The organism is Desulfohalobium retbaense DSM 5692 (genome assembly GCF_000024325.1).
Lineage (GTDB): Bacteria > Desulfobacterota > Desulfovibrionia > Desulfovibrionales > Desulfohalobiaceae > Desulfohalobium > Desulfohalobium retbaense.
Map to the genome: position 1 here is coordinate 2,231,180 of NC_013223.1, position 25,531 is coordinate 2,256,710.

Annotated in this window: 20 protein-coding genes; 13 read left to right on the forward strand and 7 right to left on the reverse strand. The window is 59.1% G+C overall.

What is annotated here, in order from left to right; translation table 11 throughout:
• The 13 genes from rseP to putP all read left to right on the forward strand — a co-directional run bounded on the left by rseP (position 1) and on the right by putP (position 14,703).
• Entirely contained in the window at positions 1-1,071 is a 1,071-nt protein-coding gene (gene rseP / locus DRET_RS09730; protein WP_015752375.1) for an RIP metalloprotease RseP, read from the forward strand.
• On the forward strand, positions 1,043-1,804 hold the full coding sequence (tsaB, locus tag DRET_RS09735; RefSeq protein ID WP_015752376.1) for a tRNA (adenosine(37)-N6)-threonylcarbamoyltransferase complex dimerization subunit type 1 TsaB: 762 nt from the start codon (positions 1,043-1,045) through the stop codon (positions 1,802-1,804). The genes rseP and tsaB overlap by 29 nt, the downstream gene beginning before the upstream one ends.
• Before the next feature lie 161 nt (positions 1,805-1,965).
• Positions 1,966-2,472, forward strand: coding sequence for a metal-dependent transcriptional regulator (locus DRET_RS09740; protein WP_015752377.1), 507 nt, complete (start codon positions 1,966-1,968; stop codon positions 2,470-2,472).
• An 80-nt stretch (positions 2,473-2,552) separates the two neighbouring features.
• Positions 2,553-3,518 carry a zinc-ribbon domain-containing protein gene (locus DRET_RS09745; RefSeq protein WP_015752378.1) on the forward strand — a complete coding sequence of 322 codons (966 nt, stop codon included), beginning with the start codon at positions 2,553-2,555 and terminating at the stop codon, positions 3,516-3,518.
• A gap of 10 nt (positions 3,519-3,528) precedes the next feature.
• Positions 3,529-3,867, forward strand: coding sequence for a hypothetical protein (locus DRET_RS09750; RefSeq protein WP_015752379.1), 339 nt, complete (start codon positions 3,529-3,531; stop codon positions 3,865-3,867).
• Positions 3,868-4,468: 601 nt separating this feature from the next.
• A complete protein-coding gene (gene ahbC, locus DRET_RS09755) occupies positions 4,469-5,653 on the forward strand; it encodes a 12,18-didecarboxysiroheme deacetylase (RefSeq protein WP_015752380.1) in 1,185 nt (394 codons plus the stop codon).
• Positions 5,654-5,762: 109 nt separating this feature from the next.
• Positions 5,763-6,740: a porphobilinogen synthase gene (gene hemB / locus DRET_RS09760; RefSeq protein WP_015752381.1), complete on the forward strand. Its 978-nt coding sequence runs from the start codon at positions 5,763-5,765 to the stop codon at positions 6,738-6,740.
• A 103-nt stretch (positions 6,741-6,843) separates the two neighbouring features.
• Entirely contained in the window at positions 6,844-7,935 is a 1,092-nt protein-coding gene (gene ahbD, locus DRET_RS09765) for a heme b synthase (protein WP_015752382.1), read from the forward strand.
• Between the two features lie 83 nt (positions 7,936-8,018).
• The gene (gene ahbA, locus DRET_RS09770) at positions 8,019-8,516 is read left to right on the forward strand and encodes a siroheme decarboxylase subunit alpha (RefSeq protein ID WP_015752383.1); all 498 of its coding nucleotides are present in this window, start codon (positions 8,019-8,021) and stop codon (positions 8,514-8,516) included.
• Positions 8,513-9,190: a ribulose-phosphate 3-epimerase gene (gene rpe / locus DRET_RS09775; RefSeq protein WP_015752384.1), complete on the forward strand. Its 678-nt coding sequence runs from the start codon at positions 8,513-8,515 to the stop codon at positions 9,188-9,190. Before ahbA ends, rpe begins: the two co-directional genes overlap by 4 nt.
• A 358-nt stretch (positions 9,191-9,548) precedes the next feature.
• Positions 9,549-10,016: an Lrp/AsnC family transcriptional regulator gene (locus DRET_RS09780; RefSeq protein WP_015752385.1), complete on the forward strand. Its 468-nt coding sequence runs from the start codon at positions 9,549-9,551 to the stop codon at positions 10,014-10,016.
• A 40-nt stretch (positions 10,017-10,056) separates the two neighbouring features.
• On the forward strand, positions 10,057-13,062 hold the full coding sequence (gene pruA / locus DRET_RS09785) for an L-glutamate gamma-semialdehyde dehydrogenase (protein ID WP_015752386.1): 3,006 nt from the start codon (positions 10,057-10,059) through the stop codon (positions 13,060-13,062).
• A 192-nt stretch (positions 13,063-13,254) separates the two neighbouring features.
• Positions 13,255-14,703 carry a sodium/proline symporter PutP gene (gene putP / locus DRET_RS09790; RefSeq protein WP_015752388.1) on the forward strand — a complete coding sequence of 483 codons (1,449 nt, stop codon included), beginning with the start codon at positions 13,255-13,257 and terminating at the stop codon, positions 14,701-14,703.
• A 415-nt stretch (positions 14,704-15,118) separates the two neighbouring features.
• Here the strand turns inward: putP and DRET_RS09795 are convergent, their stop codons facing one another.
• The 7 genes from DRET_RS09795 to sat all read right to left on the reverse strand — a co-directional run bounded on the left by DRET_RS09795 (position 15,119) and on the right by sat (position 25,088).
• Positions 15,119-15,787, reverse strand: a complete 669-nt coding sequence (locus DRET_RS09795; RefSeq protein ID WP_015752389.1) for a hypothetical protein — start codon at positions 15,785-15,787, stop codon at positions 15,119-15,121.
• Between the two features lie 12 nt (positions 15,788-15,799).
• Positions 15,800-17,023: a quinone-interacting membrane-bound oxidoreductase complex subunit QmoC gene (gene qmoC, locus DRET_RS09800; RefSeq protein WP_015752390.1), complete on the reverse strand. Its 1,224-nt coding sequence runs from the start codon at positions 17,021-17,023 to the stop codon at positions 15,800-15,802.
• Between the two features lie 12 nt (positions 17,024-17,035).
• Positions 17,036-19,336 carry a hydrogenase iron-sulfur subunit gene (locus DRET_RS09805; protein ID WP_015752391.1) on the reverse strand — a complete coding sequence of 767 codons (2,301 nt, stop codon included), beginning with the start codon at positions 19,334-19,336 and terminating at the stop codon, positions 17,036-17,038.
• Between the two features lie 4 nt (positions 19,337-19,340).
• Complete coding sequence (locus DRET_RS09810; protein ID WP_015752392.1) at positions 19,341-20,576, reverse strand: CoB--CoM heterodisulfide reductase iron-sulfur subunit A family protein; 1,236 nt, start codon at positions 20,574-20,576, stop codon at positions 19,341-19,343.
• A gap of 347 nt (positions 20,577-20,923) precedes the next feature.
• Positions 20,924-22,927, reverse strand: a complete 2,004-nt coding sequence (gene aprA / locus DRET_RS09815) for an adenylyl-sulfate reductase subunit alpha (protein WP_015752393.1) — start codon at positions 22,925-22,927, stop codon at positions 20,924-20,926.
• A 48-nt stretch (positions 22,928-22,975) separates the two neighbouring features.
• The gene (gene aprB, locus DRET_RS09820; RefSeq protein ID WP_015752394.1) at positions 22,976-23,479 is read right to left on the reverse strand and encodes an adenylyl-sulfate reductase subunit beta; all 504 of its coding nucleotides are present in this window, start codon (positions 23,477-23,479) and stop codon (positions 22,976-22,978) included.
• 304 nt (positions 23,480-23,783) lie between these two features.
• Positions 23,784-25,088 carry a sulfate adenylyltransferase gene (gene sat / locus DRET_RS09825; protein WP_015752395.1) on the reverse strand — a complete coding sequence of 435 codons (1,305 nt, stop codon included), beginning with the start codon at positions 25,086-25,088 and terminating at the stop codon, positions 23,784-23,786.
• Between the last annotated feature and the right edge of the window lie 443 nt (positions 25,089-25,531).

Sequence of the window (25,531 nt, forward strand, 5' to 3'; positions counted from 1 at the left end):
ATGCTCACAAGTATTATCGCCATCGCCCTGGTTTTGGGGCTGCTTATCTTTTTCCACGAGCTCGGGCACTTCACCGCCGCCCGCCTGTTGGGCGTCGGTGTGCGGACATTCTCCCTCGGATTCGGACCCCGCTTAACCGGATTCAGGCTCGGGCGCACCGATTACCGGATCGCAAGCGTCCCTTTGGGAGGCTACGTCCAATTAGTCGGGGAATCCCCGGACGCTGAACTCCCCGAGGGATTCACCTCCCAGGACAGCTTTGCCCGCCGCCCTCCCTGGCAACGCATGCTTGTCGTCGCCGCCGGCCCGATTTTCAATTTTATCCTGGCCGTGCTCATCTACTGGATCATCTTCGCCTCGTACGGCCAGCAGGCCATGTTGCCGGTCATCGGCGAGGTCCGGGACCAGAGCCCGGCTTACGAGGCCGGGCTGCGGGCCGGCGATCACATCCTCGCTATCAACGGTCAGCCGGTCGAGTATTGGAGCGACGTCGCCCAGCGGATCCAGGCCCACGGTACGGCCCCGCTAGAGCTGCAAATCCTGCGCGAGGAAACCCAGCGCACCCTGCGCATGACACCGACCTTGCAGACCCGGGAAAACATTTTCGGAGAAAAGACCGAAGTTCCCATCGTGGGGATCATCGCCGCCGGCAAGACGACACGGATCGATATGGGGCCGCTGGAATCGTTCACCGCCGCCAATCAGCAGACGTGGCAACTGGTCAAATTGACCGGCGAGGGTTTAGTCAAGCTTGTCGAGCGGGTCATTCCCCTGGAGACCGTCGGCGGCCCGATCCTCATCGCGCAAATGGTCCACCAGCAGGCTGAACAAGGGCTCGTCCAACTGCTGGCCTTGACCGCACTGATCAGCATCAACCTCGGTCTGCTGAATCTCTTGCCGATCCCGGTGCTCGATGGAGGCCATCTCCTGTTTTACTTAGTGGAGACGGTTCTCGGTCGCCCCCTGGATCCGAAATGGCAGCATGTGGTCAACAAGATCGGTCTTTCCCTCCTTCTGGCCCTGATGGGCTTGGCTATCTACAATGACTTGCAGCGTCTGTTCACCAGCTGAGACCATTCTGGTCATCAACGGCACCGAGTCGCGCCTCCAGGTCGCCCTGGGCTCTGGCTCGGGGCTGCTCTGGAGCCAGGAATTGCAAACCCCGGGCCGGGCCATGCCCTATCTCGCTCCGGCCGTGCGCCAGGGGCTTGCTACCTGTGAACTCGACCTTGCAGCCCTGCGGGGGATCGCTTGTGTCCGCGGACCGGGCGGGTTCACCGGACTCCGCCTGACCCTGGCCACCACTCTGGGACTTGCCCGTGGCAGCGGCCTTCCCCTGGCCGGTATTGACTATTTGCCCGCCATCGCCGCCTCCGTAGCCCCCCTGCTTGCGAGTGAGCTGTGGGTGGCGACCCACGCCCGCCAGCGGATGGTCTACCTTCAGGGATTCACGCCTGTTCAGGGCGAACCGTTCTGTGCGCCCTTTCCGGCACCACTGGACACGGCCCTGGGGTATCTCCAACGCCGGGAAACGGCGCTGACGCTTGTCGGCAGCGGGCTGCGACGTTTCCCTGAACAGTGGACCGAGGCGCTTCCCGACGCCGTGTTCCTGCCTGCCGCTTGGGACCACCCCCACCCGCAGACCCTGCTGCGGCTGGCCGAAGAGGCTGAATTCACACAAACGCCCCCCTCTCCACTGTATCTGCGCGCCTCGGACGCCGAAGACAACCTGTCTACCATCGCCGGCAAACGGGGACTCGATCCTGATGCCGCCCGCCAAAGTATCCCGGATTTTTTGAGCTGAATTCGCCGGTTTCGCACCTGTCCAGGAGAGCGAGCCAGAGGCGCCACAAACCATTCAGCTCCCCCGAAAAGCATCCCGGAAGCACACCCTTTTCTTCGCCCCGCAAATCACGTATTTTGGGTCCCGTTGTTCGTAATTCACAGCCCCTGGATGAGCAGGCCATGGCCAAACTTTCGCCCACACTGGAAGACTATCTGGAGACGATCTTTCTCCTGGAATCGGAGCACAAGGCTGCGCGTCCCAAGGACATCGCCAGCAATCTCAATGTCCAGCGCGCCTCGGTCACCGGGGCCCTGCAGAGCTTGTCCGAAAAGGGGCTGGTCAATTACCAGCCCTACAGCGCTGTCACGCTCACCTCGGAGGGGTTTCGTGTCGCCACCAAGGTGGTCCACCGCCACCGGGTCCTGGCCGAATTCCTCCAGACCTTTCTCCAACTTGCTCCGGAAGTGGCCGAGGCCAACGCCTGCCGCCTGGAACACGACATCGACGACGAAACCCTGGAACGGCTGATCGCCTTTATCAAATTTGTCCAGCAATGCCCCCGGACCGGGCCGGACTGGCTCCAGGCCTTCACCCGATTTTGTGAGCACAAGGGGCGTTGCGAAAATTGCAGCCCGTGTCTGCGCCACTGCCTGGAGACCTATGAAGACGAGCACGGCGAGTCGTAACATCCCAGGGCTGCCTTAGGGCGACCGGCCACGAACCACCAGCTCCCGCTCAATACAAACACCTGCCAATGAGGTTTTGGATGGAAATACAATGTCCGAAATGCGCGTTTGTCCGTAACGTTCCCGATACCAAAATTCCGGCCCGGGCCCGTATGGCCACTTGTCCCAAATGCGGTCACAAATTTCCGTTTCGGGATCTCGAGCCGTCTGAAGAAACGGTGAAGCACACCGAGCCGGACACGCCTTCCCCGGAGACCCAGGCCCCGTCCCCGGAAAACGCCGTCCCACCGCCCTCAGCGGCTGAAACAGACTCCCAGACACCGGAACCCGAGACCGCGCCGGAACCGGCTGAGCAGGAGGCGTCTGAACAGGAGGCTCCTCCCCGCGAGGACATCTGGGCCTCGCTGGAAGCGCTCAATGCCGAGCCTGAACCCGATACCGACCCCATGCCGAATCCCGAGGAGGTCCCCTGGGAGAACCTCGAAGAACACGGTTTTTTTACCGGGCTGCGCCTGACCATCACCCGGGCCATGCTCTCCCCGCGCCGCTTTTTCTCCCACATGCCTGTGGCCAACGGACTCAGCATGCCGCTGGTCTTTTACCTGCTCATCGCCGAGGTCCAGGCCCTGGCCCAATTTTTCTGGCAACTCGCGGGCATCGCCCCCCAAATGGGCCAAGGGTCGCAAATGGGGGTCGCCGGCGTCGGATCAGCCCTTATCCTGATCGTTTACCCCTTGTTTTTGACCTGTATCCTTTTTTTTGTCTCCGGAATCAATCACGCGTGTCTGATCGCCCTGCGCGCCGGGGAGGCCGGCTTCCAGGGCACCTTTCGCACCGTCGCCTACGGCAGCGCCCCGTTTGTCCTGGCGGTCATTCCCCTTGTGGGCCCCATGCTCGGCGGCGTCTGGGCCATGGTCTGCACCATTATCGGCCTGAGTTGCGTCCACCGCACCAGCCTCGGGCGGGTTCTGCTGGCCATGTTCCTGCCGTTTCTGCTGCTGGCGGGATTGTCTGTGGTCCTGGTTGTGCTCCAGTCCATAGTCTAGGGGGGACAGTGTGGTGGCCTCGCGACTGCGTTCCCTGGTACATTGGCTGAAAAACCGCAGGCGCCTCAAACGGGAAACCTCCCCGGACGCGTTCCGGCGCGCCACCGAAGAAATGCTTGAGCTCATCGGCATGGCCCGGGGAGTCTGGCCCGGCGACAGCCAGTTCCAGACCCGGTTGCAACGCATCGAACGGGAAATGCACCAGCTTCAGGAATTGACCGCCCAGCGCCGGTTCCGCCATTTATCGCTGCAAAAACGGCTGGAGTTACGCGACAGTCTCCAGCGCTCGCGGCAGATGCTGATGCACAGCCTGGAAACCGTACCGCCGCCCACGGACCGGGTCCAATAAAATGGGCTCTTCGTCACAGGGCATGGAATTTCAGACGCAAAAGTTTGCTGTCTCTTCTGTGTGCTTCGAGCGAAAGGCCCGCACATTTTCTTGGTCCCGCCAAAAGGGGGAAACCGGACCGCGAACTGAATGCTCCCTGGCGGATTTTGATGCAACAAGGGCCATCTTCGACACCTGGAGTTCTGCTTTACTTGAGAGTCCGGAGGGGGCAAGGATCCCCCTTTGGCGGGATTGAGAAAATACCGGGCCGAAAGTGGGCACATAGAAGTGACGGCAAACTCCAAAAATCCACAGGATCCGTCAAAGAACCATAAAATGGACCTGTTCACCACGGCCTTCCGGGGGGCGTACGGCCCGGAACGCATGGACTTTTGCACCTCCTCGTGGCATACGGTGCTGAGTTTTTTGATCGCCGTGCAGCGTGAGCCTCAGCCGCTGCCTGCACCGTCCCACCCCGTCCCTCCCCCGGGAGAGCGAGTGGTACAAGATCGGACACACGGCCGATTTCCGGGGAGGGACTTCGCTTCTTGTCGACGACAGCAAAACGGTTGGTGCCGCAAGGCCCGCCGATAGAACCTCTAGCCCAAAGTGGGTTATGCATATGATCGGAATATCCAAATTGTATTGTGACGCCATCGAACCGTCCGACGCCCTGCGCTATGGCCGCCAATCCGGAAAACTCCCCTCGCACCTCCTGCAATTCTCCGAGGACAAAAAACCGGTGGTGGTCTGGAACATGACCCAACGGTGCAACCTCAAATGCGTGCATTGCTATGCCCAAGCCATCGACCCCGAGGGCAAGGACGAAATCAGCACCGACCAGGGCAAGGCGATCATCGACGACCTCGCTGCCTTCGGCGCCCCGGTCATGCTCTTTTCCGGCGGCGAACCCCTGGTGCGCAAAGACCTGCCAGAACTCGCCTCTTACGCCGTGTCCAAAGGCATGCGCGCGGTCATTTCCACCAACGGCACCCTGATCACCAAGGACAAGGCCCGGGAACTCAAATCCATCGGCCTGTCCTATGTCGGCATCTCCCTGGACGGCGGTGAAGCCACGCACGACAAATTTCGCGGTGTGCCGGGCGCTTTCAAAAAAGCCATGGAAGGGGTCGACAATTGCCAGGCCGAAGGGCTCAAGGTCGGCCTGCGTTTCACAGTCAACAAGCGCAATTTCGAAGAAGTCCCGACCATCTTCCACATTCTCAGGGAAAAGGAGATCCCCCGGGTCTGTTTTTACCACCTTGTGTACTCCGGGCGCGGCTCGGAACTGATCAAGGAAGACCTGACCCACGAGCAGACCCGCCGTCTGGTCGATCTGATCATGGACGAAACCAAGGCCCTGTTCGACGACGGGCTTCCCAAAGAGGTCCTGACTGTGGACAACCATGCCGACGGCCCCTACGTCTACCAGCGTCTGCTGCAGGAAAATCCGGAACGGGCCAAACAGGTCATGGAATTGCTCCAATTCAACGAAGGCAACAATTCCGGCCGTGGTATCGGGTGCATCTCCTGGGACGGACAGGTCCACGCCGACCAGTTCTGGCGCATCCACACCTTCGGCAATGTCTTGGAGCGGCCGTTTTCCGAGATCTGGACCGACCCCTCCATTGAGTTGCTGCACAAGCTCAAGGACAAAAAGGCCCATGTCGGCGGACGCTGCGCCAAGTGCCAATATCTCAACATCTGCGGCGGCAACTTCCGCGCCCGGGCCGAGGCCTATTACGGAGATATCTGGGCCCAGGACCCGGCCTGCTATCTGACGGACGAAGAAATCGGCATCTCCTAGCCGGGCGGCGCCCCGCCCCGAACGTGGAGATGGGCTGCGCGTCCCGTTCGGCTTGGTCGGACGGGCTTCCTTGAATATGTAGCCAAACGTGGTCACAAAGGCGCATCTCATGGCGAAAACAGACTTCTTCAGAGGCCGTCGTTTGCGACAGACGGCCACAATGCGAGCCCTGGTCCGCGAAACCGTGCTCCGGCCCGAAGACCTGATTCAGCCCTATTTCGTGGCCGAGGGCGACCGGCACGCCAGCCGGCCTATCGGGTCCATGCCCGGCCAGCACCAACTCGGTCTGGAGGCCCTGACGGCCCGGGTGAGTCAGGCCGTGGACAACGGCCTCCACGCGGTCATGCTCTTCGGCATCCCTGAGTCCAAGGATCCGCAAGGGTCTCAAGCCTATGCCCCGGAGGGCATCGTCCAGGAAGCGGTCCGCCGCCTCAAAGCTGCCGTGCCGGAGCTGACGGTCATCACTGACGTCTGCCTCTGCGAATTCACCTCGCACGGCCATTGCGGTCTCGTGGACGGCCAGCAGGTCCTCAACGACCCGACCCTGGAACTCTTGGCTGCCACCGCTGTCTCCCACGCCGAGGCCGGAGCGGACATCGTCGCCCCCTCGGACATGATGGACGGACGGGTTCAGGCCATCCGGCTCGCTTTGGATACCGCCGGTTTTCAACAGACACCGATCATGTCCTATGCGGTCAAATACGCTTCGGCCTTCTACGGCCCGTTTCGGGAGGCGGCGGAAAGCGCGCCGCAATTCGGCGACCGCAAGACCTATCAAATGGATCCGTCCAACGCTCGGGAAGGGCTCCGCGAAGCCGAGGCGGACACCGCTGAGGGCGCTGATTTTCTGATGGTCAAACCGGCTCTGGCCTACCTCGATATTCTGAGTCAACTGCGGCAGCGCAGTACACTTCCCCTGGCCGCCTATCACGTCAGCGGCGAATACAGCCTGATCAAGGCGGCTGCCCAGCAGGGGTGGATCGATGAACAGGCCGTGGCCCTGGAATCCCTGACAAGCATCAAACGGGCCGGCGCTGATCTGATCCTGACCTATTTTGCGGAACAGGCTCTGGACTGGTTGTCCTGAGCCGCTGAAATACCGCCGCACCCCAGCCCCACACCGGCCGCTGGCGACCAGGTTTCCCTGCCGGGAATCCAGGACCCAAACGCCGGGATTTGAGAGCAGTCCAATGACGCACCACGGTAATGCCTCTGTACCTGATTTGCGCTTAATCGCCTGGGAAGTCACCCGGTCGTGCAACCTTGCTTGCAAACATTGCCGGGCCGAGGCCCATCTGGATCCCTACCCTGGCGAATTGACCACCGGCGAGGCCAAAAACCTGATCGACACCTTCCCCCAGACCGGAAGTCCGATCATTATCTTCACTGGCGGGGAGCCCCTGCTGCGTCCCGACCTCTTCGACCTGGTCCGCCACGCGAAATCCAAGGACCTGCGCTGCGTCATGGCCCCGAACGGGACCTTGATCACCCCGGACAACGCCCGGGAGATGGCTGAATCCGGGATTGAACGCGTGTCCATCTCCATTGACGGTCCGGACAGCGCCAGCCACGACGCCTTCCGCGGCACCCCCGGCGCCTTTGACCAGGCCATGCAGGGCATCGACTATCTCAAGGCCGCGGGGATCCCGTTTCAAATCAACACCACGGTCACCCGCAACAATATGGGCCAATTCAAGGATATCTTTCAGCTGGCCCAGCGGCTGGGAGCGGTGGCTTGGCATATCTTCCTCCTCGTTCCCACCGGGCGGGCCGCGGACCTGAAAGAAGAAATCATCACCGCAGCAGAATACGAATCGGTGCTGAACTGGTTTTACGATTTTCGTAAGACCACCGACATGCAGCTCAAGGCCACCTGCGCCCCGCATTACCACCGGATCCTGCGCCAACGGGCCAAGGAAGAAGGGGTCGAGGTCACCTTTGAGAACTTCGGGCTCGACGCCGTGAGCCGGGGGTGCCTGGGCGGGATCGGTTTCTGCTTTATTTCGCACACCGGTCAGGTCCAGCCGTGCGGATACCTCGATCTCGACTGCGGCCAGGTCAAGCAGACCCCCTTTCCGGAAATCTGGGCCAATTCGCCCCAGTTCCAGAATCTGCGCACGCCGCAGGCCTACACCGGCAAGTGCGGCGTCTGCGAATACCATAAAGTCTGCGGTGGCTGCCGGGCCCGGGCCCAGACCATGCGCGGCGACTACCTCGCTGAAGAACCGCTGTGCTCCTACACTCCACAGCGGTTGCGCGAGGAGCCCGTTTCTCAGGGATGATCCGGGCCAGAATCCGGCACAACCCGGGACGAACCCGTAGCCAAAGCTTTTCCATCCACCTTTAGGCCGCATATCGGAACGCTATGGACACGACCGACCGTTTTATCCTGGACATTATTCAGACCGGTTTTCCCTTGGTCTCAAGACCTTATGAGAGTATCGGACAGCAAGTGGGGTTGACCGAGGCCGAAACCCTGGCCCGGGTGCGAGCGCTGAAGCAAAACGGCGTTATCCGTCGCATCGGGGCCAATTTCCATTCCCGCAAGCTGGGATGGAAAAGCACCCTGTGCGCCGCCCGCGTCAGTGATGCGGATTTCGAGACCTTTGTCGCCGAGGTCAACCGCCATCCCGGCGTGACCCACAACTACCGCCGTCGGCACCAGTACAACGTCTGGTTCACGCTCATCGCCCCCTCCTGGGAAGCGATCCAGGCCACGCTTGAGGACATCACCGCCGCCACCGGGGTCCCCATTCTCAATCTGCCTGCCGAGAACATGTTCAAGATCAAAGTCGATTTTCCCATGCAGGAAGAGACCACCGCATCGTCGCAGGGCGGTGCCAACTCCGGAGAGGCGCCATGAATCCGTGTATCGTTTCCCCGTCGTTGCTGTCCTCGGACTTTGCGCGCCTGGCCGAAGAACTCCAGGCCCTGGAACAGGCCGGGGTGCCCTGGGTCCATTGGGATGTCATGGACGGCATGTTCGTGCCCAATATCACCCTTGGTCCTCCTGTCATCAAAGCGGCCCGGCCCAAATGCTCCCTCTTTTTTGACGTCCACCTCATGATTGAGGATCCGGGCCGGTATATCGAGTCCTTTGCCGCAGCTGGCGCCGATCTGATCTGCGTCCACGCCGAGGCCTGCCTCCATCTCGAGCGAGTGGTCTCCCAGATCGCCGAGGCTGGCTGTCAGACCGCCGTAGCACTCAACCCGGCGACGCCTTTAGAGCAGATCGACTATCTTTTGCCCCAGTTGGACATGGTCCTCATCATGAGCGTCAATCCAGGCTTTGGCGGCCAGTCCTTCATCCCCTTTTCGCTGGACAAGATCCGGGGGCTGCGCCACCGTCTGGACAGCCGACGACTGGGGACCCGAATTCAGGTCGACGGCGGCGTGACCACGGCCAACGCCGCCGAAATCGTGACCGCCGGGGCCGATACCCTGGTCTCTGGTTCGGCGTTTTTCAAACACCCCTCCTACCAGGAGGGACTTGCAGCCTTCATGGCCCGGATGCAGGGCAAAGGCGGGCCAGCCTAACGGAGACGATCAAGGCGGCAAAGCGGGCAGACGTTCAGCCTGTCTGACCAAGAGGATTGTTTTTTCGCCGCCGCCTCCCATTGAGAGCTGGGCAATACCTTGCTTTGCCCCCCATTTGCGCTCCATACGATTAGGAAAAGGGGTGCTTGCGTTCAAGAAACGCAGGCACCCCTTTTGTCGTTGAACAGCTCCCCTTTCTCCTATGCCTTCCCCCCAATGGCCCCAACACGGGGAATCAATATTGCGAAGAGCCCTTGCTCCATGTTTCCCGTCCGCTTGAAGCGAGCGCCAGCAAAACACGTTTTCTTGACTTTGCCAATGTTTCGAATGTAGTTCAGCAAAAGGAGTATTCAGGCGAATGATTGACGACACTGACAGACACATTCTGCATATCCTGCAGGAAAATGCCCGGGCCAGTAATGCCTCCATCGCCCGTCAGATCGGCATGGCGCCTTCGGCTGTCCTGGAACGGATCCGCAAACTGGAAAAACGCGGCGTCATCCAGGGCTATGAAGTCAAACTCAATGCCAAAAAGCTCGGCCTGGCTCTGACTGCTTTTATCCGCGTCGGTTCTGAAGAGCGGGTCGGGAGCACCCAGACCGGCCGCAACCTCGCCCAACTCCCCGAAGTTCAAGAAGTCCACCATGTCGCGGGCCCCGACTGTTATCTCGTCAAAGTCCATGTCCCGGACAACGAATCCCTCGGCCAACTCTTGCAACGTTTCGGCGCCATAGAAGGCGTCAGTTACACCCATACTGTCCTGGTCCTCACGCCGATCAAGGAATCGGCCCCCCTGCCGCTGCCGGAACCTCATCCGGCTTCCTAGCGTGAGGCGAGCAACCCCGACCCAAGGAGGAACCGCTGAGATGGACATGCAGACCCTGAACCCGAAAATCAAGGCCCGTGGCCGGGAATTCTTTCAAAGTATCAGTGGGGAAGCTCCGACTGTCTTTAATAAGGGGTGGTGGACCGGCAAGGTCATGGACTGGGCGATGCGCAATGAGCAGTTCAAGATCCAATTGTTCCGCTTCGTCGATGTTCTGCCCTATCTCAATACCACCGAGTCCCTGAACCGGCATATCCAGGAATACTTCGTGGCCGAGGACCAGGAGATCCCGGCTGTGCTCAAGTGGGGGGCCAAAGGCGCCGGAATGGGCAAGGGATTGGCCGGCAAGGTCATGACCAAGACCATCCGCAGCAATATCGAGGGCATGGCCAAACAGTTCATCATCGGCGAGAACACCAAACAGGCCATCAAAAACCTCAACAAACTCCGCAAAGACGGCTTCGCCTTCACTGTGGATATCCTGGGAGAAGCAACGGTCAGTGAAGAGGAGGGGGTAGAATACCAGACCAACTATCTCCACCTCATGGACGCCCTGGCCCAGGAAGCCAAAAGCTGGAAAGGCCTGGGCGGGAACAGCGGGGATTGGGGACACGCCCCGCTGACCAATATCTCCATCAAGCCCTCGGCCCTGTATTCCCAGGCCAGACCCTCGGATTTTGAGAACACGGTACAGGCCATTTTCGACCGGCTCATGCCGGTACTGGACAAGGCCATGGCCATGGGGTGTCACGTCTGCATCGACATGGAGCAGTACAAGTACAAGGACATCACCCTGGAAGTCTTCAAGCGGTTGCGCTCCCACGAAAAATTCCGGGAGTACCCGCACATCGCCATTGTGCTGCAATCCTATCTTCTGGACACGGATCAGGACCTTGATGCCTTGTTGCATTGGGCACGGACAGAACACCTCCCCATTTCCATCAGATTGGTCAAAGGCGCCTACTGGGATTACGAGACGGTCCTGGCCAAGCAGCACGGCTGGGACATTCCGGTCTACATCAACAAGCACGAGACCGACGCCGCCTTCGAACGCCAGACAGCGACCATCCTCCGCAATTCCGACATCTGCCACTACGCTTGCGGTTCGCACAACATCCGGTCCATCGCCGCGGCCCAGGAGATGGCTGAGGAACTCGGCGTTCCGGAAGAACAGTATGAATTTCAGGTCCTCTACGGAATGGCCGAACCAGTGCGCAAAGGATTGCGCAACGTCGCCAAGCGCGTCCGGCTCTATTGTCCCTACGGCGAACTCATCCCGGGCATGGCCTATCTCGTGCGCCGACTGCTGGAAAACACGGCCAACGAATCCTTCCTCAAGCAGAGTTTCGCTGACCACGAAGATGTCGACCACCTGCTGGAAGATCCCGCGCTTTTGGCCCAGTCCGGCCCTCTGAGCCGGGAAAAGACCCCGGCACCACCGCCACTGTCGCCCTCAGAACCGTTTCGCAATGAGCCGGCTCCGGATTTCACCAAGGAATCCGAACGGGTGGCCTACCCTGAGGCGCTTGCCGAGGTCCGCCGGCAATTGGGCCGGACCTATCCTCTGTACATAAACGGCCAGGAAGTGACCACCGAAGACCTGCTGCCTTCCCTCAATCCAGCCGACCCCGGGGAAGTCGTGGGATCCGTATGCCAGGCCTCGACCCGGGAGATCGACGAGGCCATCGCCGCGGCCAACGAAGCCCTGCCGGCCTGGCGGGATCTGGCCCCTGAAGACCGGGCCCAGTACATCTTTCGCGCCGCCGACATTGCTCGCAAGAATATCCACACGCTGAGCGCCTGGCAGATCCTGGAGGTCGGCAAGCAATGGAATCAGGCCCACGGCGACGTGGCCGAAGCCATCGACTTCATGGAGTACTACGCCCGGGACATGATCCGGCTCGGTCGCCCCCGGCGCACCGGCAAGGCTCCAGGTGAATTGACCCACTATTTCTACCAATCCAAGGGTATCGCCGCAGTCATCGGCCCCTGGAATTTCCCTTTGGCTATCAGTTGCGGCATGAGTGCCGCCTCACTGGTGACCGGCAATTGTGTGCTCTATAAACCCGCCGGCCTGTCCTCTGTCGTCGGACACACCTTGTGCCAGATTTTCCGCGACGCGGGACTCCCCCCCGGGGTCTTCAATTTCGTACCCGGCCGGGGCTCTGTTATCGGCGACTATCTGGTCGACCATCCGGACATCGCCCTGGTGGCCTTCACCGGCTCCCTGGACGTTGGGCTGCGGATCATCGAGCGGGCCGCCAGGCTCCAGCCCGGCCAGGAACACGTCAAAAAAGTCATCGCCGAGATGGGCGGAAAAAATGCGATCATTGTCGACGACGATGCCGACCTAGACGAAGCTGTAGCCGATATCATCTACTCCGCCTTCGGATACCAGGGCCAGAAATGCTCAGCCTGTTCGCGGGTCATTGTCCTGGATTCCATTTACGACAAATTCATGCACCGGCTGACCAAGGCCGCACAATCCTTACCCATCGGACCGGCCGAGGATCCCGGCAATTTTATGGGACCGGTGGTGGACAAAGGCCAGCAGGACAAGGTCAATGCGGCCGTGGCCCTGGCCGAAGAAGAGGGCAATGTCGTGCTCAAACGGGACGACCATCCTGACACCGGCTCCTATGCCCCACTGACCATTGTCGAAAACATCACCCCGGAACACCGTCTGGCCCAGGAAGAGATCTTCGGGCCTGTCCTGGCGGTCATGCGGGTCAAGGACTTCGATCAGGCCCTGCAATGGGCCAATTCGACCCCCTACGCCTTGACCGGGGCCGTCTTCTCCCGCAGTCCCCAGCACCTGGACCGGGCAAGAACCGAATTCCGCGTCGGCAATCTCTACCTCAACCGCGGCAGCACCGGCTCGATGGTCGAGCGCCACCCCTTCGGCGGCTTCAAGCTTTCCGGCGTGGGCTCCAAAACGGGCGGTCCGGATTATCTGTTGCAGTTCATGGACCCGCGCACGGCCACGGAGAACACCATGCGCCGCGGTTTTGCCCCGATCATCGAAGGCGACGACTGGCTCGATTAATCCGCCACACAGGTCCGCCGGGCGCGACGGGGAACCGTCCGGCGATTCATTCTATCCACTTCTGACTACCGAGGAGGCTTGCATGGAAACCTATTCACTGACCGCGGCGACCTGGTTCTGGTTGCTTGTGCCCATGCCGCTGGTGATCGTTTTGTCCCTGATCAATCTCGTACTGCACAGGAGGAATGACACATGATGAGTGTGCCCACCTTTACCTCCTTTGTCGTCTACTTGATTGTCATGATGTCCATCGGGATTTTTTTCTACTACCGGACCAAAAACCTCTCGGACTACATCCTCGGCGGACGCCAACTCAGCCCGGCAGTGGCCGCCTTGAGCGCCGGGGCTTCGGACATGAGCGGCTGGTTGTTGCTCGGTCTGCCCGGGGCCATGTACGCCGGAGGGATGAACAACATCTGGATCGCTGTCGGCTTGTCCATTGGCGCCTATCTGAACTGGCAGTTCGTGGCCAAGAAATTACGGACCTATACGGAAAAGGCCGGTGACGCGATCACCCTGCCCGACTACCTGGAAAACCGCTTCGGCGATTCCTCGCGCATCCTGCGGGTCATCTCGGCCATCGTGATTCTCATCTTCTTCACTATCTACGTCTCTTCCGGCCTGGTCGGCGGGGCCATCCTTTTCGAGAAAACCTTTGGCCTGAACTACCAGCTCGCCCTGTGGGTCGGGGCCCTGGTCATCGTGGCCTACACCTTTCTCGGCGGGTTCATGGCCGTCAGCTTGACCGACTTTCTCCAGGGAACGCTGATGTTTATCGCGTTGCTGGTGGTTCCGGCCGTCGTGATCGCCAAAATGGGCGATTGGGGCACCGTGGTCGACAAGGTCGCGCATGTCGACGCCAAATATGTGGACGCCTTTTCCGGCATGACCTTGCTGTCGATTATCTCTCTCATGGCCTGGGGACTGGGCTATTTCGGGCAGCCCCATATTCTGGCCCGCTTCATGGCCATCCGGCGGGCCAAGGACGTGCCCAAGGCGCAGATGGTCGGCATGACCTGGATGGTTCTGGGCCTTTTCGGGGCCATTTTCACCGGTTTTGCCGGCATCGCCTATTATGTGGGCAGTCCGCTGGAAAATTCAGAAACCGTCTTCATCGCTTTGACCCAGGCCCTCTTCAATCCCTGGATCGCCGGCATCCTGCTGGCCGCCATTCTTTCGGCCATCATGTCCACCGTCGACTCCCAGCTTTTGGTCTGCTCCAGCGCTATTGCCGAAGACTTTTACAAACAGATCCTGCGCAAGGAAGCCCCGCAAAATGAACTGGTCTGGATCGGACGGGTGTCCGTGCTCATCCTGGCCCTGATCGCGACCTCCCTGGCGGCCGACCCGAACAGCAAGGTCCTGGACCTGGTGGCCTACGCCTGGGGCGGCTTTGGCGCCGCCTTCGGCCCGGTGGTCATTTTGTCCCTGTTCTGGCGGCGCATGACCCGCAACGGGACCCTGGCCGGGATGATCGTCGGCGCTGTGACCGTCATCGTCTGGAAGCACATGACCGGTGGCCTTTTTGATCTCTACGAGATCCTGCCCGGGTTTCTGTTCTGTGCTCTGACCGTTATCATCGTCAGCCTCCTGGACAAAGCCCCCGGCAAATCCGTCACTGAGGTTTTCGACTCCGTCTGATTGCTGGCGACCACTGAGCCGAGCTCTATCCTCTGCCACACCAAGTTCTCCACAGCCGGATCTGTTCTGCAGGTCCGGCTTTTCTCCGTCCGGGCACAGGCAGGAGCCGTTCGGTACTTCCCAGCGGGGGCATCCAGCCGGAACGAGACCAACTGTCCCCGGGGAGATGCTCCCGGATTTGTGGATATACGGCCGCTTCCGAAGTTTTGCTCTTTATGGACCGACCCGTTGCATTGAGTACAACCGGACAGCCCACTGCGGTCATGTCTGACCTTCTCGGTGACGCCCTGCGACTGTGTAGCCGCACGCCTCCCATTGTGGGCACGGGAGACAGAACGCAAACAGGACAAAAAAAACCCGGCAGGTAAGGCCATACCTGCCGGGCTGAATACGCCAAAAGGCGATTGAGTGAGCTTTAGAAGCCGAACTCGTCTCCGCCACCGGAGCTGGAACCGAAACCAAAATCGGCTTCAGGCTCACCGGAGCCGGAAGAAGCGGTGTCACCGCCGGCCGCAGCGGCGTCGCCAGCGGTCGCGTCACCGGAAACAGACACCACTCCGTGCTTTTTGACTTCTTCAATCTTGGCCAGCAAATCGTCAACCTTGCCCAGGTAATCTTCGACCTTCTTGGCCGAAGCCATGATCTGCTTCTCGCCTTCGTTTTTCATCTGCTTTTCATAATCGCTGACCTTGCTTTCCAGGGCAGCGATCTTCTTGCCATTGCCTTCCTTCAAAGCCTCAAGGTCTTTGATATGGGTTTCCTGGTCGGCAATGGTCTGCTTGTATCCAGCGACCTTGTCGAAAACCACTTTGACCTCTTCCATGGCTTCGGCAGGAAGCGGCATGACCGAAACGTTTTCCCCGTATTCGGCGATGTCCTGTTTCTTGAGCCGGGTCAGATCCGGGTGCTGTTCGTAGATCCAGGCCTTGGTCAAACCAGACGCCAGCGGGGCCGTCTCCGGAGTGACCTCCTGCTGGGTCATGAAGCTCAGGAGCTCCAGGACATCCTTGTTGTACTTGCCCGGTTTGCCCCGCATGTAGGACACGAACGTCTGCATGGGAAATACTTTACGAGCTTCAGCCATGTCAGCCTCCTTTTAGATGACAAATATTTTTTTCTTTTGGCTCTCAGAAGCCATGGGCAGTCGGCCAATATGCCGGGCATAGGCCAGGGCGGCGGTCCGATAGACCATGTGCCCCAATTTTGACCACGGCAGGTACGCGATAAGCATGAACACCGAGATCAGGTGCAGGTAGTACATGGGGTACGCCAGACCAGCCACGCCGGCCAGACGGAGCAGTTCACACAAAACCCCAGTCACTGCCACGGCCCAGATCACGCCAAGCAGATACCAGTCATAAAAAGTCGAGGCGTGTTTGTTCGGGTCCTGGTTCAAGCGGCGTTTGGTCAAGTAGGTCAGGCCGACAAGGAGGGCAATAGCGCCGACATTGGCCAGAATCTTGACTGGGTGCCACAACGGCATCGGGGTGTGTCCAATGGGAGCCAGGAAAGGAATGATCTTGCCGCCCCAATGGGTCACAGCCACGACACTGGTGACAATGAACAAGGCCACGAACGCGTAGAAGGTCAACAAGTGGCCCTTGAACTTCTGCTCGTCGGCCTCGGAATCCTCTCCGCAATCTTTCCATTTGCGATGGGTGACGATTTCATCTTTGACCGTATCCCACAGCGAGGCCCAGATGCCCTTGGGCTCATAGCCAATGACAAAGGTTTTGGGCTGATCCTGGAATGACGCGATCAGTTTTCGTATCCCTTTGTAGAAGGTGTAGATCACAAACAGGGCCACCAACCCGAAAACGGTGTCGATGGTGTAATCACCAGGGAAAAGGACGCCGTATTCGACGTTGCCCTGTTCGTTGAGCGGGAATGCGGTGCCGAGCATCCCGGCGCGGATGATCCAGATGATCAGATAAATGATCGCCGGAATCCCGATCAGTTGCGGCAGATACTTGGCCGAACTCATCCACTTGCCCAGAATCGTTGGCTCGACGAGTTTGCGGTAGGCCATATTGCGCAATCCGGCCAGCAGGTCACCGGGCTTGGCGCCCCGCGGGCAGAGATCAGAGCACTGTCCGCAATTGTGGCACAACCAAATATCGATATCGTTAAGAAGTTTGTCACGCAGTCCCCATTGGGCCCAGACCATCTCCTTGCGGGGATAGGGCTTGTCAATGGGCGACAAGGGACAGACAACGCTACAGGTCGCGCATTGGTAGCACTTCTTCAGGGTGTCGCCCCCGACCTCCTGCAGCTCCTTGATAAAATCCAGATCCGGCTGAATTTTCACGGGTTCGGACATATATCTCTCCTTCTAGAAGCCCTTGTACGGATTCGGTCCCAATGCGGTCACATAGTCCACAAATGAATCTATGAGCTCAGGCACGATATTGTAGTCGTCGATAGCGACTTCCTTCTGCACCACGCGCTCTTTCTCCACACCGAGCCGATCCAGCGTTTCCCCGATGTTCTGCATCCGGCGACTGCAGAGCTCACTTCCTTTGACGAAGTGGCATTGGTAGTCGTCACCGTATTTGCAGCCCAACAGGAGGACACCGTCGATCCCTTTGCCCATGGCATCAGCCACCCAGATGGTGTTCACCGAACCAAGGCAGCGGACCGGGATGAAACGGACATACGGCGACCAATGCTTGCCGCGCATGGCAGCCATGTCCAGAGCGGGATAGGCATCGTTTTCACAGGCCAGAACCAGGATGCGGGGACCTTCGGTCTCCATCTCATCCGGAACGTTGATCTCACGGATCATGGAGCCGATCTGTCCGACACCGTAGTTGTCAAAGGAAATGACACGTTCCGGGCAAGCGCCCATGCAGGTCCCGCAACGGCGGCACCGGGCCAGGTTCGGCAACGGCGTTCCCTTTTCGTCGTCGTCCAAGGCGCCAAAGGGGCACTCTTCGGTGCACCGCTTACACTGCGTGCACCGGGTGAAGTTGAAGATCGGATAGGTCATGTCCCCGGAGCGCGGATGGACAGCCATACCCCGGTTGACCGATTCGATGCATTGGATCGATTTCAGCGCCGCGCCCAGGGCATCGGTCTCTGATGTGGCCAGAGTCATGGGCTGACGCACGGAGCCGGCGGCATAGATGCCTGTCCGCCGGGTCTCGTAGGGAAAGCAGATATAGTTCGAATCGGCAAAGCCGTCGAAGAGTTCGAGATCCGGGAACGCCTCGCCCTGGCGGTATTGCAATTGGATCACCGGTTCGAGGGCCGTCGTCGGAACCATGGCGGTCGGGACCACGAGCATGTCCACTTCGAGGAGGATGTCTTCGCCAATAAGGGTGTTGAAGACCTCGACCTGGACTTTGCCATCCGGTCCTTCCTTGATGGCCCCGATATCACCTTTGGTCAGCATGATGCCCGGATCGTCCTGAGCGGACTTGTAGTAGAGCTCATTCACGCCAGGGACCATCATGTGCTCATAGACCATGTAGGCCATCGAGGCCGGAGCCATTTCGCGAACGTACCGGGCCTGCTTCAACGCGGTCAGAGAGGTGATCTCCGAGGTATAGGGCAGGTGCCGATAGGATTCGGTCTTCTTGAACTCTTCGGCAATAGCCGGTTCATCATCGTCGCTGGGCTGCTCGGCCTTCTTGGCTTCCGCTTCGGCCTGGGCCTTTTCCTCTTCGGCGAACTGCTCGAGCTTGTCCCCAAAGCCGGTCAAAAAGAGGACGCTTTGCGGCGTCTTGCCATCGCTGGGACGTTTGATCGTCCCTTCCTTGGCCATCTCCTCGACCTGCATGGAGGTCACCACGTTGGGCAGAGAGCCATATCCGAACGGAGCCAGGAACTTGTCATCCTGCGCGGCCCAACCGGTGGCCACGACGACTGCGCCGACCTTGACCGTTTCCTGACCGGATCCGGTGTTCAAGGTGGCCTCGAAATCCCCGGGCTGTCCGGCAATTTTTTCGAGCTTGCTGCCGGTATAGACCGTAATCTTGTCGTTGCCCTGAACAGCGCTGATCTTCTGTTCGACCCCGGTCTCATGGGCCTGCGCATACGGCGCGGCAAAGGGGATAGTCTTGTGCATTTTACCGGCATAGCCGCCAAGCTGCTTGTCCTTTTCGACCACCACGACTTCATAGCCGGCCTGAGCCGCATTGACAGCGGCGGTCAATCCGCTCCAGCCGCCGCCGAGGACAAGGACCCGCTTGACGGAGTCGAGTTCCTCCGCATTGGGGATGTTCATGTTGCGCAGTTTGACCACGCCCATATTGATATAATCGCGGGCCATCTCCTGCAGCAATTCCGGCGGCTCAGCGCTGGGATCGAGTTCGGATCCGTCCGGGTTGCGGTAGGCATAGACACAGATTTCGCGGAGATTGACCCGATCAACGACCACGTTTGAACCGAAATCGTAGAGATCCCAATCCATCCGCGGCGAAGTCCCGCAAATACAGACCCCATCGATGGTTCCCGCATCGATATCCGCCTGAATCAGCTTCCGGCCTTCGTCAGAGGCCAGGTTCGGGTGTGATTTGACCACGGGACAGGTATCGCCCCACTTGTTCGCTAACTTTTGCGCGAGGGCATCAAAGTTGACCATGCCATTGACGCTCGCCTCGTCAAAGTAAATACCGATCTTCTCGGCCATGTGACTACCTCCCTCTCACCGTTTGGATCGCTTGCATCGCGGCGCCGGTAGCCGACTGCGCAGATTTCATCACATCCAGCGGCTGCTTGGCGCATCCCGCAGCGAAAATCCCCTGCTCATTGCCGGTGACAAAGCCTTCTTCATCCAGTTGCAGAGCAAACGGGAGTTTCTCTCCGGCCAAGCTCGGCTGCATCCCGGTTGCCAGCACCACCATGTCGTATTTTTCCTGTCCCTTGGCCCCGGAGACGGCGTCTTCCACGGTCACCCAGACATCCTCGCCGGCATCGTCGAGTTCCACCTCGGCCACCTTGCCCTTGACGGCATGGACCTTGGGGTCGTCCAGGATCTTCTTGGCGAAATTTTCATAACGCCCGGGGGTCCGCAGATCGATGTAGTATATGGTCACCTCGCTGTCCGGATATTGCTCCCGCAGGTACTGGGCCTGCTTCAGGGAGGCCATGCAGCAGATATAGGAGCAATAGCTGAGGTGGTTTTCATCCCGGGAGCCTGCGCACTGGACGAAGGCGACCTTTTTCGGGGCCGCGTTGTCGGAGGGGCGGAGAATCTGGCCGCTTGTCGGGCCGCTCGGAGCAGCCAAGCGTTCCATCTGCATGTTGGAGATGCAGTTGTCCAGCTTACCAGCGCCGAGATTTTCCAGGTTGGTCACATCATAGGGCTTCCATCCGGTGGCGACCACGATACTGCCCACATTGAGGGTCAGATCCTTTTCCTGGGCTTCCAGGTCAATGGCCTCATGCTCCTTGAGCATCGCGCGGTCCTCCTCAGACAAAGCACCGGCGTCGAGGACATAGCGGTGCGGAAAAGCGAACGGCACGTCCATGTAGAGCGCTTTACGCGCAGCCAGACCGAATTCGAAGTCGTCCTTGATCGACTGCTTCAACTTGGCCGCCAGGCCGCTGAGATCAACGCTGTTCGGGGCGGTATGCCGGGGCTTGACCTTGACCTTGACTTCGTAGTCCCCGGCCTGACCAGAAACAGCAGTGACCTCGGACAGTGTCAGGCACTTGATATTCTTGTTGTTCTTAATCCTCTGGAACTGAATTTCCAGGCCGCAGGATGGCGGGCACAGCTTGGGAAAATATTTGTTCAGCTGCATCACCCGTCCGCCTAAAAACGGGCCCTTCTCCACGAGGTACACCTCATGGCCGACTTCCGCAGCCTCGAGAGCAGCCGTGATTCCGGCAAAGCCGCCCCCGATAACGAGTATGGCTTTCGACATTTGCTACCTCCCTAGGTAAACCTTTTTCCGGACCAATTGAGCTTAAAATGGTCTAAGCCCAAACTCCAAGCGCCCAGCTTGTCCAAGTTCAGGCCTAGACCATTTTAAGGCGGTGTCCGTCACCAATCGCCAGCCAGCTATTCCAGTCACAATATACGATATCGCTCTGACCCTTTACGGGCGCCGCCTTGGATGTGCTCTTACAAGCGATCCGGCCGCCTTGTCTATCGCTGCATGTCTTGTGTCCTGTCCTGGCGCAACGGAGCCTTGTGCCCGTCTCAATGTGACCAGCAGCGGATAAAAAAAGGGCTGCGGGCCCGGAGGCCCGCAGCCGCTAGCCACTAGTCCTACGGGGACATCGGATCGGGAATGATCTGGATGTAGGGGCGCTTGAACAGAGTCGTCTCGCCCTTTTCCGGATCGTACTTGGAGTTGACGAAGCAACGCCATTTGCTGTCATCAATGCCCATGTACTCAGCACGATAGTAGAAACCGGGGTAACGGCTTTCCTTACGGAATTCGATGTGCTGCATGTGCAGACGGACAGTCCAGAGACGGTGGAAGTTTTCCCAGCAACGCAGCAGTTCGTGCAGGTCACGAGCAGCCAAGAGCTTGGAGTCTTCTTCCATCATGTCCAGGAGTTCAAAGCCGGTCTTCAGCAAAGCTTCCGAAGTCGTGTAGTACGTGGAGCAACCACCACCATACTCGTCCGTGCACTTGGTCAGGCGGAACATGAAGTTACGCGGCGAGATGTAGTTGGGGTTGACCACCGGATCCGTGGAGACGTCTTTGTTTTCCTGGTAGGTGTAGTACGGCTGATAGATTTCTTTCTTCAGCTCTTCAGCAGACTGCTTCAGAGCCGGTTTGAAATCCTTGTGATCAACGCACCAGCGGACCATTTGCTTTCCAACGATCCGGCCTTCGGCGTGGGAACCGGAGGAGAACTTGTGTCCGGAGGCGCCAACGCCGTCAGCGCAGGTCCACAGGCCGTTCACGGTGGTCATGCGGTTGTAGACCTTCCCGTTGTCAGCCTTGATCTTGTATTCTTCAGGGACCCAGTCTTCGTCGGGTCCGGAAACCCAGATACCGCAGCAACCGGAGTGGGAACCGAGCAGGTACGGCTCAGTGGGCATGATCTCAGAGCCCGATTCTTCAGGCTTGATGTTCATGGCCGCCCAGAGGTTGGCCTGACCGACGCACATGTCGAGGAAGTCTTCCCAGGCTTCACTTTCAAGGTGCTTCTGCTCTTGCTTGTTGAGCTCCTTGAAGGTGGTCTGCAGCGCAGTGGCGGTGTCCATGTAGATCGGGCCACGACCTTCGCGCATTTCACGCAGCATCATGTGGTTCCGCAAGCAGGTGGGGATAACCGCACCGACGGCGTAACCGCGATCCTGATACGGCTTGAGCATGGCCGCATTGGTCTGGCAGTAGTCTTCGCCCTTGGCGTTGGTGGCTTTGGCCTTGAACAGCAAGAACCAGGCACCGACCGGACCATAGCCGTCTTTGAAGCGGGCGGGGACGAAGCGGTTTTCCATCATGGTCATTTCGCCGCCGACCTGGGCCACCATGGTGTAGGTGGAACCAGCGTTCCAGACCGGATACCAGGCGCGACCCATGCCTTCACCAGTGGAGCGGGGGCGGTACACGTTCACGGCGCCGCCGCAGGCCACGTTGATGGCATTGGCCTTGAAGATGAAGACTTTGTTTTCACGGGCGGAGAAACCGACGGCGCCAGCGATCCGATTAGGCTCATTGGCGTCCAGGAGCAGCTTCACGATGAAGATGCGCTCCATGTAGCGGTCTTCGCCCAAGGCGTTCTTGGCGGCTTCGGCAACGATGTTCTTGTAGGACTCACCGTTGATCATCATCTGCCAGCGGCCGGAGCGAACCGGGGTCGCGCCGGTGCGCAGGGACAAGCCCTCGGACTTGGCTTTGGCGCCGTCGAGGTTCTTGCCGTCTTTCTTGACCCAGCACGGCAGACCCCATTCCTCGAAGAGGTGAACGGAATCGTCAACGTGGCGGCCAAGGTCGTAGATCAGGTCTTCGCGGACAATGCCCATGAGGTCGGTCCGGACCATGCGGACGTAGTCGTCGGGTTCATTGTCGCCGAGATAGGTATTGATAGCCGACAGCCCCTGGGCCACAGCACCGGAGCGCTCCAGAGCGGCTTTGTCGAGCAGCAGGATCTTCAGTTCAGGGGCGTACTTGTCGGCCCAGCGAACAGCCTCGAAAGCCGTTCCGCAGGAGCCCATTCCGCCACCAACAATCAACGCATCGACATCCATCTCTACCACTTCAGGTTCTGCCAGCGGCAGACCTTTGGGCTCATCTTTCACAGGAATCTGAGGCATTCTTGCTCCTCCTTGATTTTCAGGGCATCCAATTGCAAAGACAAGAAACTACCGGTTGGCGCCGGCGCAGGCTGTATCCAGCCAGCACTGAGTCAAGTCTTCATCCTGACAATCGAAACGCTTGTTCAGGAGTTCCTTCGGCGTGGGCAGTTCGGCCTCGGTGAACAGGAGTTCACTGTCCAAATCGCCCGGCTCGGGCTTGCCCTCGAACGGTTTGATGGAGCCTTCCGCAGTGGTACGGATGGGGAATTTGAAGCGCTTTACTTCGCCGTTGCGGAACTGAACGGTCCACATGATGTCCTCGGCGCTGCGCAGCGGGATGCTGGTGCCGCCCAAGGGAGCGAAGTCAGCGTAGGGACGTGCGGTGATCGCGCCCTGGGGGCAGATCTTGACGCAGGAGTAGCATTCCCAGCAAGCCTCAGGCTCCTGGTTGAAGGCCTTCATTTCTTTTTCGTCCAGGATCATCAGATCGTTCGGACAAATGTACATGCAGGCCGTCTTTTCGCCACCCTTGCAGCCATCGCACTTTTCCGGATTGACATAGGTTGGCATGGTGTCCCACCTCCTCTAAAGTGTTAAACTGAACCTTGCCACACTCCGAGTTTCTGGAGCGTATTGAAAGGCAGCTCTTTATTTGGCGCCTTTACAAAAGCAACCGTGTGTAGCGAATTACCAACCCCTGAGTGGGGTGTCAAGGAGAAAGTGAAATTTAGCGCAAGCAATGAGACCCGAAATTTCAGGGACTTATAATGCCGCCTTCGCGCTTTGTTGCAAATTTCACATTAGCACACACGGGGGATTGTCCCGGTGTCCCCTCCGGCGGCCTGGCAAGCCAGGCCGCCGGGACGGAGACGATCTATTTCATTTCATCGCCGGAAGCGGCTTTCTGCATCTTGATCTCGACCTTTTCGGTCAGACCTTCGTAGTATTCACGCAGGATATTCAGGACTTCTTCGCGGCCGAAGTGATCCGGAACCGGCTGGCCTTCGGACAGGGCCTTGCGCAGCTTGGTGCCGGACAGGATGACGCGGTCTTCCTTCGTGTGCGGGCAGGTCTTCATGGAGGCCATGCCGTCGCACTTGAAGCAATAGAACGTCCAGTCGATCTTCATCGGCTCGCACAGCAGCGCCTTGCCGGGCTCGACATTGCAGCGCTCTTCTTCGGTGGCATACGGGATGCGATCGAAGATTTCCTGGGCTTCAAACAAGGTGTAGAAGTCGCCAACGCCAGCATGGTCGCGGCCGATGATCATCTGGCTGCAGCCGTAGTTCTGACGGAACGTGGCGTGCAACAGGGCTTCACGCGGACCAGCGTAACGCATGTCCAGAGGATAGCCACCCTGAAGGATGTTTTCCTTGACGAAGTAGCCGTCGATAAGGGTGTCGATGCACTTCAGGCGCACGTCAGCCGGAATGTCGCCGGGCTTCAGGTTCCCGATCAGGGAATGGATGAGCACGCCGTCGCAGACGTCGATGGCGATCTTGGCCAGGTGCTCGTGGGAGCGGTGCATGGGATTACGCAGCTGCAGCGCGGCGACTTTGGACCACCCGCGTTCTTCGAAAATCTTGCGGGTTTCCGACGGGCGCATATAAGAGCCACGATACTTCGGATTGGTCGGATAGTCACCTTCGGAGAGGACCTTCACCGGGCCGGCCAGGCAGAATTCCTTGCGCTGCATGACCTTCTGGACACCGACGTGGTCTTCGAGGGCGGTTTTGAGGAAGTCGCCCTGGGAGTCTTCGCCGTTGCCCTTGTAGACCATCTCGGCTTCCCACTTCTTGTCTTCCTCACTCATGGCGTACTTTTCTTCCACCTTCATGGTGGCGTAGATCTCGCCCTCGCACTCCAGGGTGATCTCGTCGCCTTCCTTGATGTCCGCGGCGTCGTCCTTGCCAACGGAGAGCATCACCGGCACGGGCCAGAAGGTCCCATCGGCCAAGGTAAATTTTTCACAAACGGACTTCCAGTCAGCGCGGGTCATGAAGCCGGTCAGCGGGCTGAAGCCCCCGATCCCCATCATGATCAGGTCGCCCTTTTCCTGGGGATGGATTTCAATCTTCTTCAACCCCTGGGCTTTCTTAAGTTCCTCTTCGCGCTGCGCGCCCTCAAGCAGGCATTCGGTCAGGCCTTTGCCTCCGTGCGGTGGTACCAATTTGGACATCTTACGATAACCTCCATTCAAAGTTTCGACGATACAACCCGTGTTTCCCCAAAAGAGCTGACTCCGATGTACTTAGATTGTGCCCATCTTTCAAGAGCCCCAGCAGGGATTTTGTGATTTTTTTATCAATCTCTGCCCTCAGCCAGGACCGCTTACGGATAAGCACTCGATTTTAAAGAAATTTTATTCGGAGAACAGCGAACAGGGCCTCCCAGAGGTTCTGGGAAGCACCCTCTGGAATGCCCAATACCCTCTTGTGCGCTATTGCACAAGCCCTTTTTCAGACCATGTGCTGGCCATTTGGGCCCTTTCGAGGGGGACAACTGACCTTGATCCTATTGGAAGACCGCTGCGGCGCAGGAAGTGTATCCCGTTCGGCACTCCCCTCCCCCGCCCTCTTTTAGAATGAGAGGGGGGGGGGGGGGGCAGAAGGAGGAATCGGG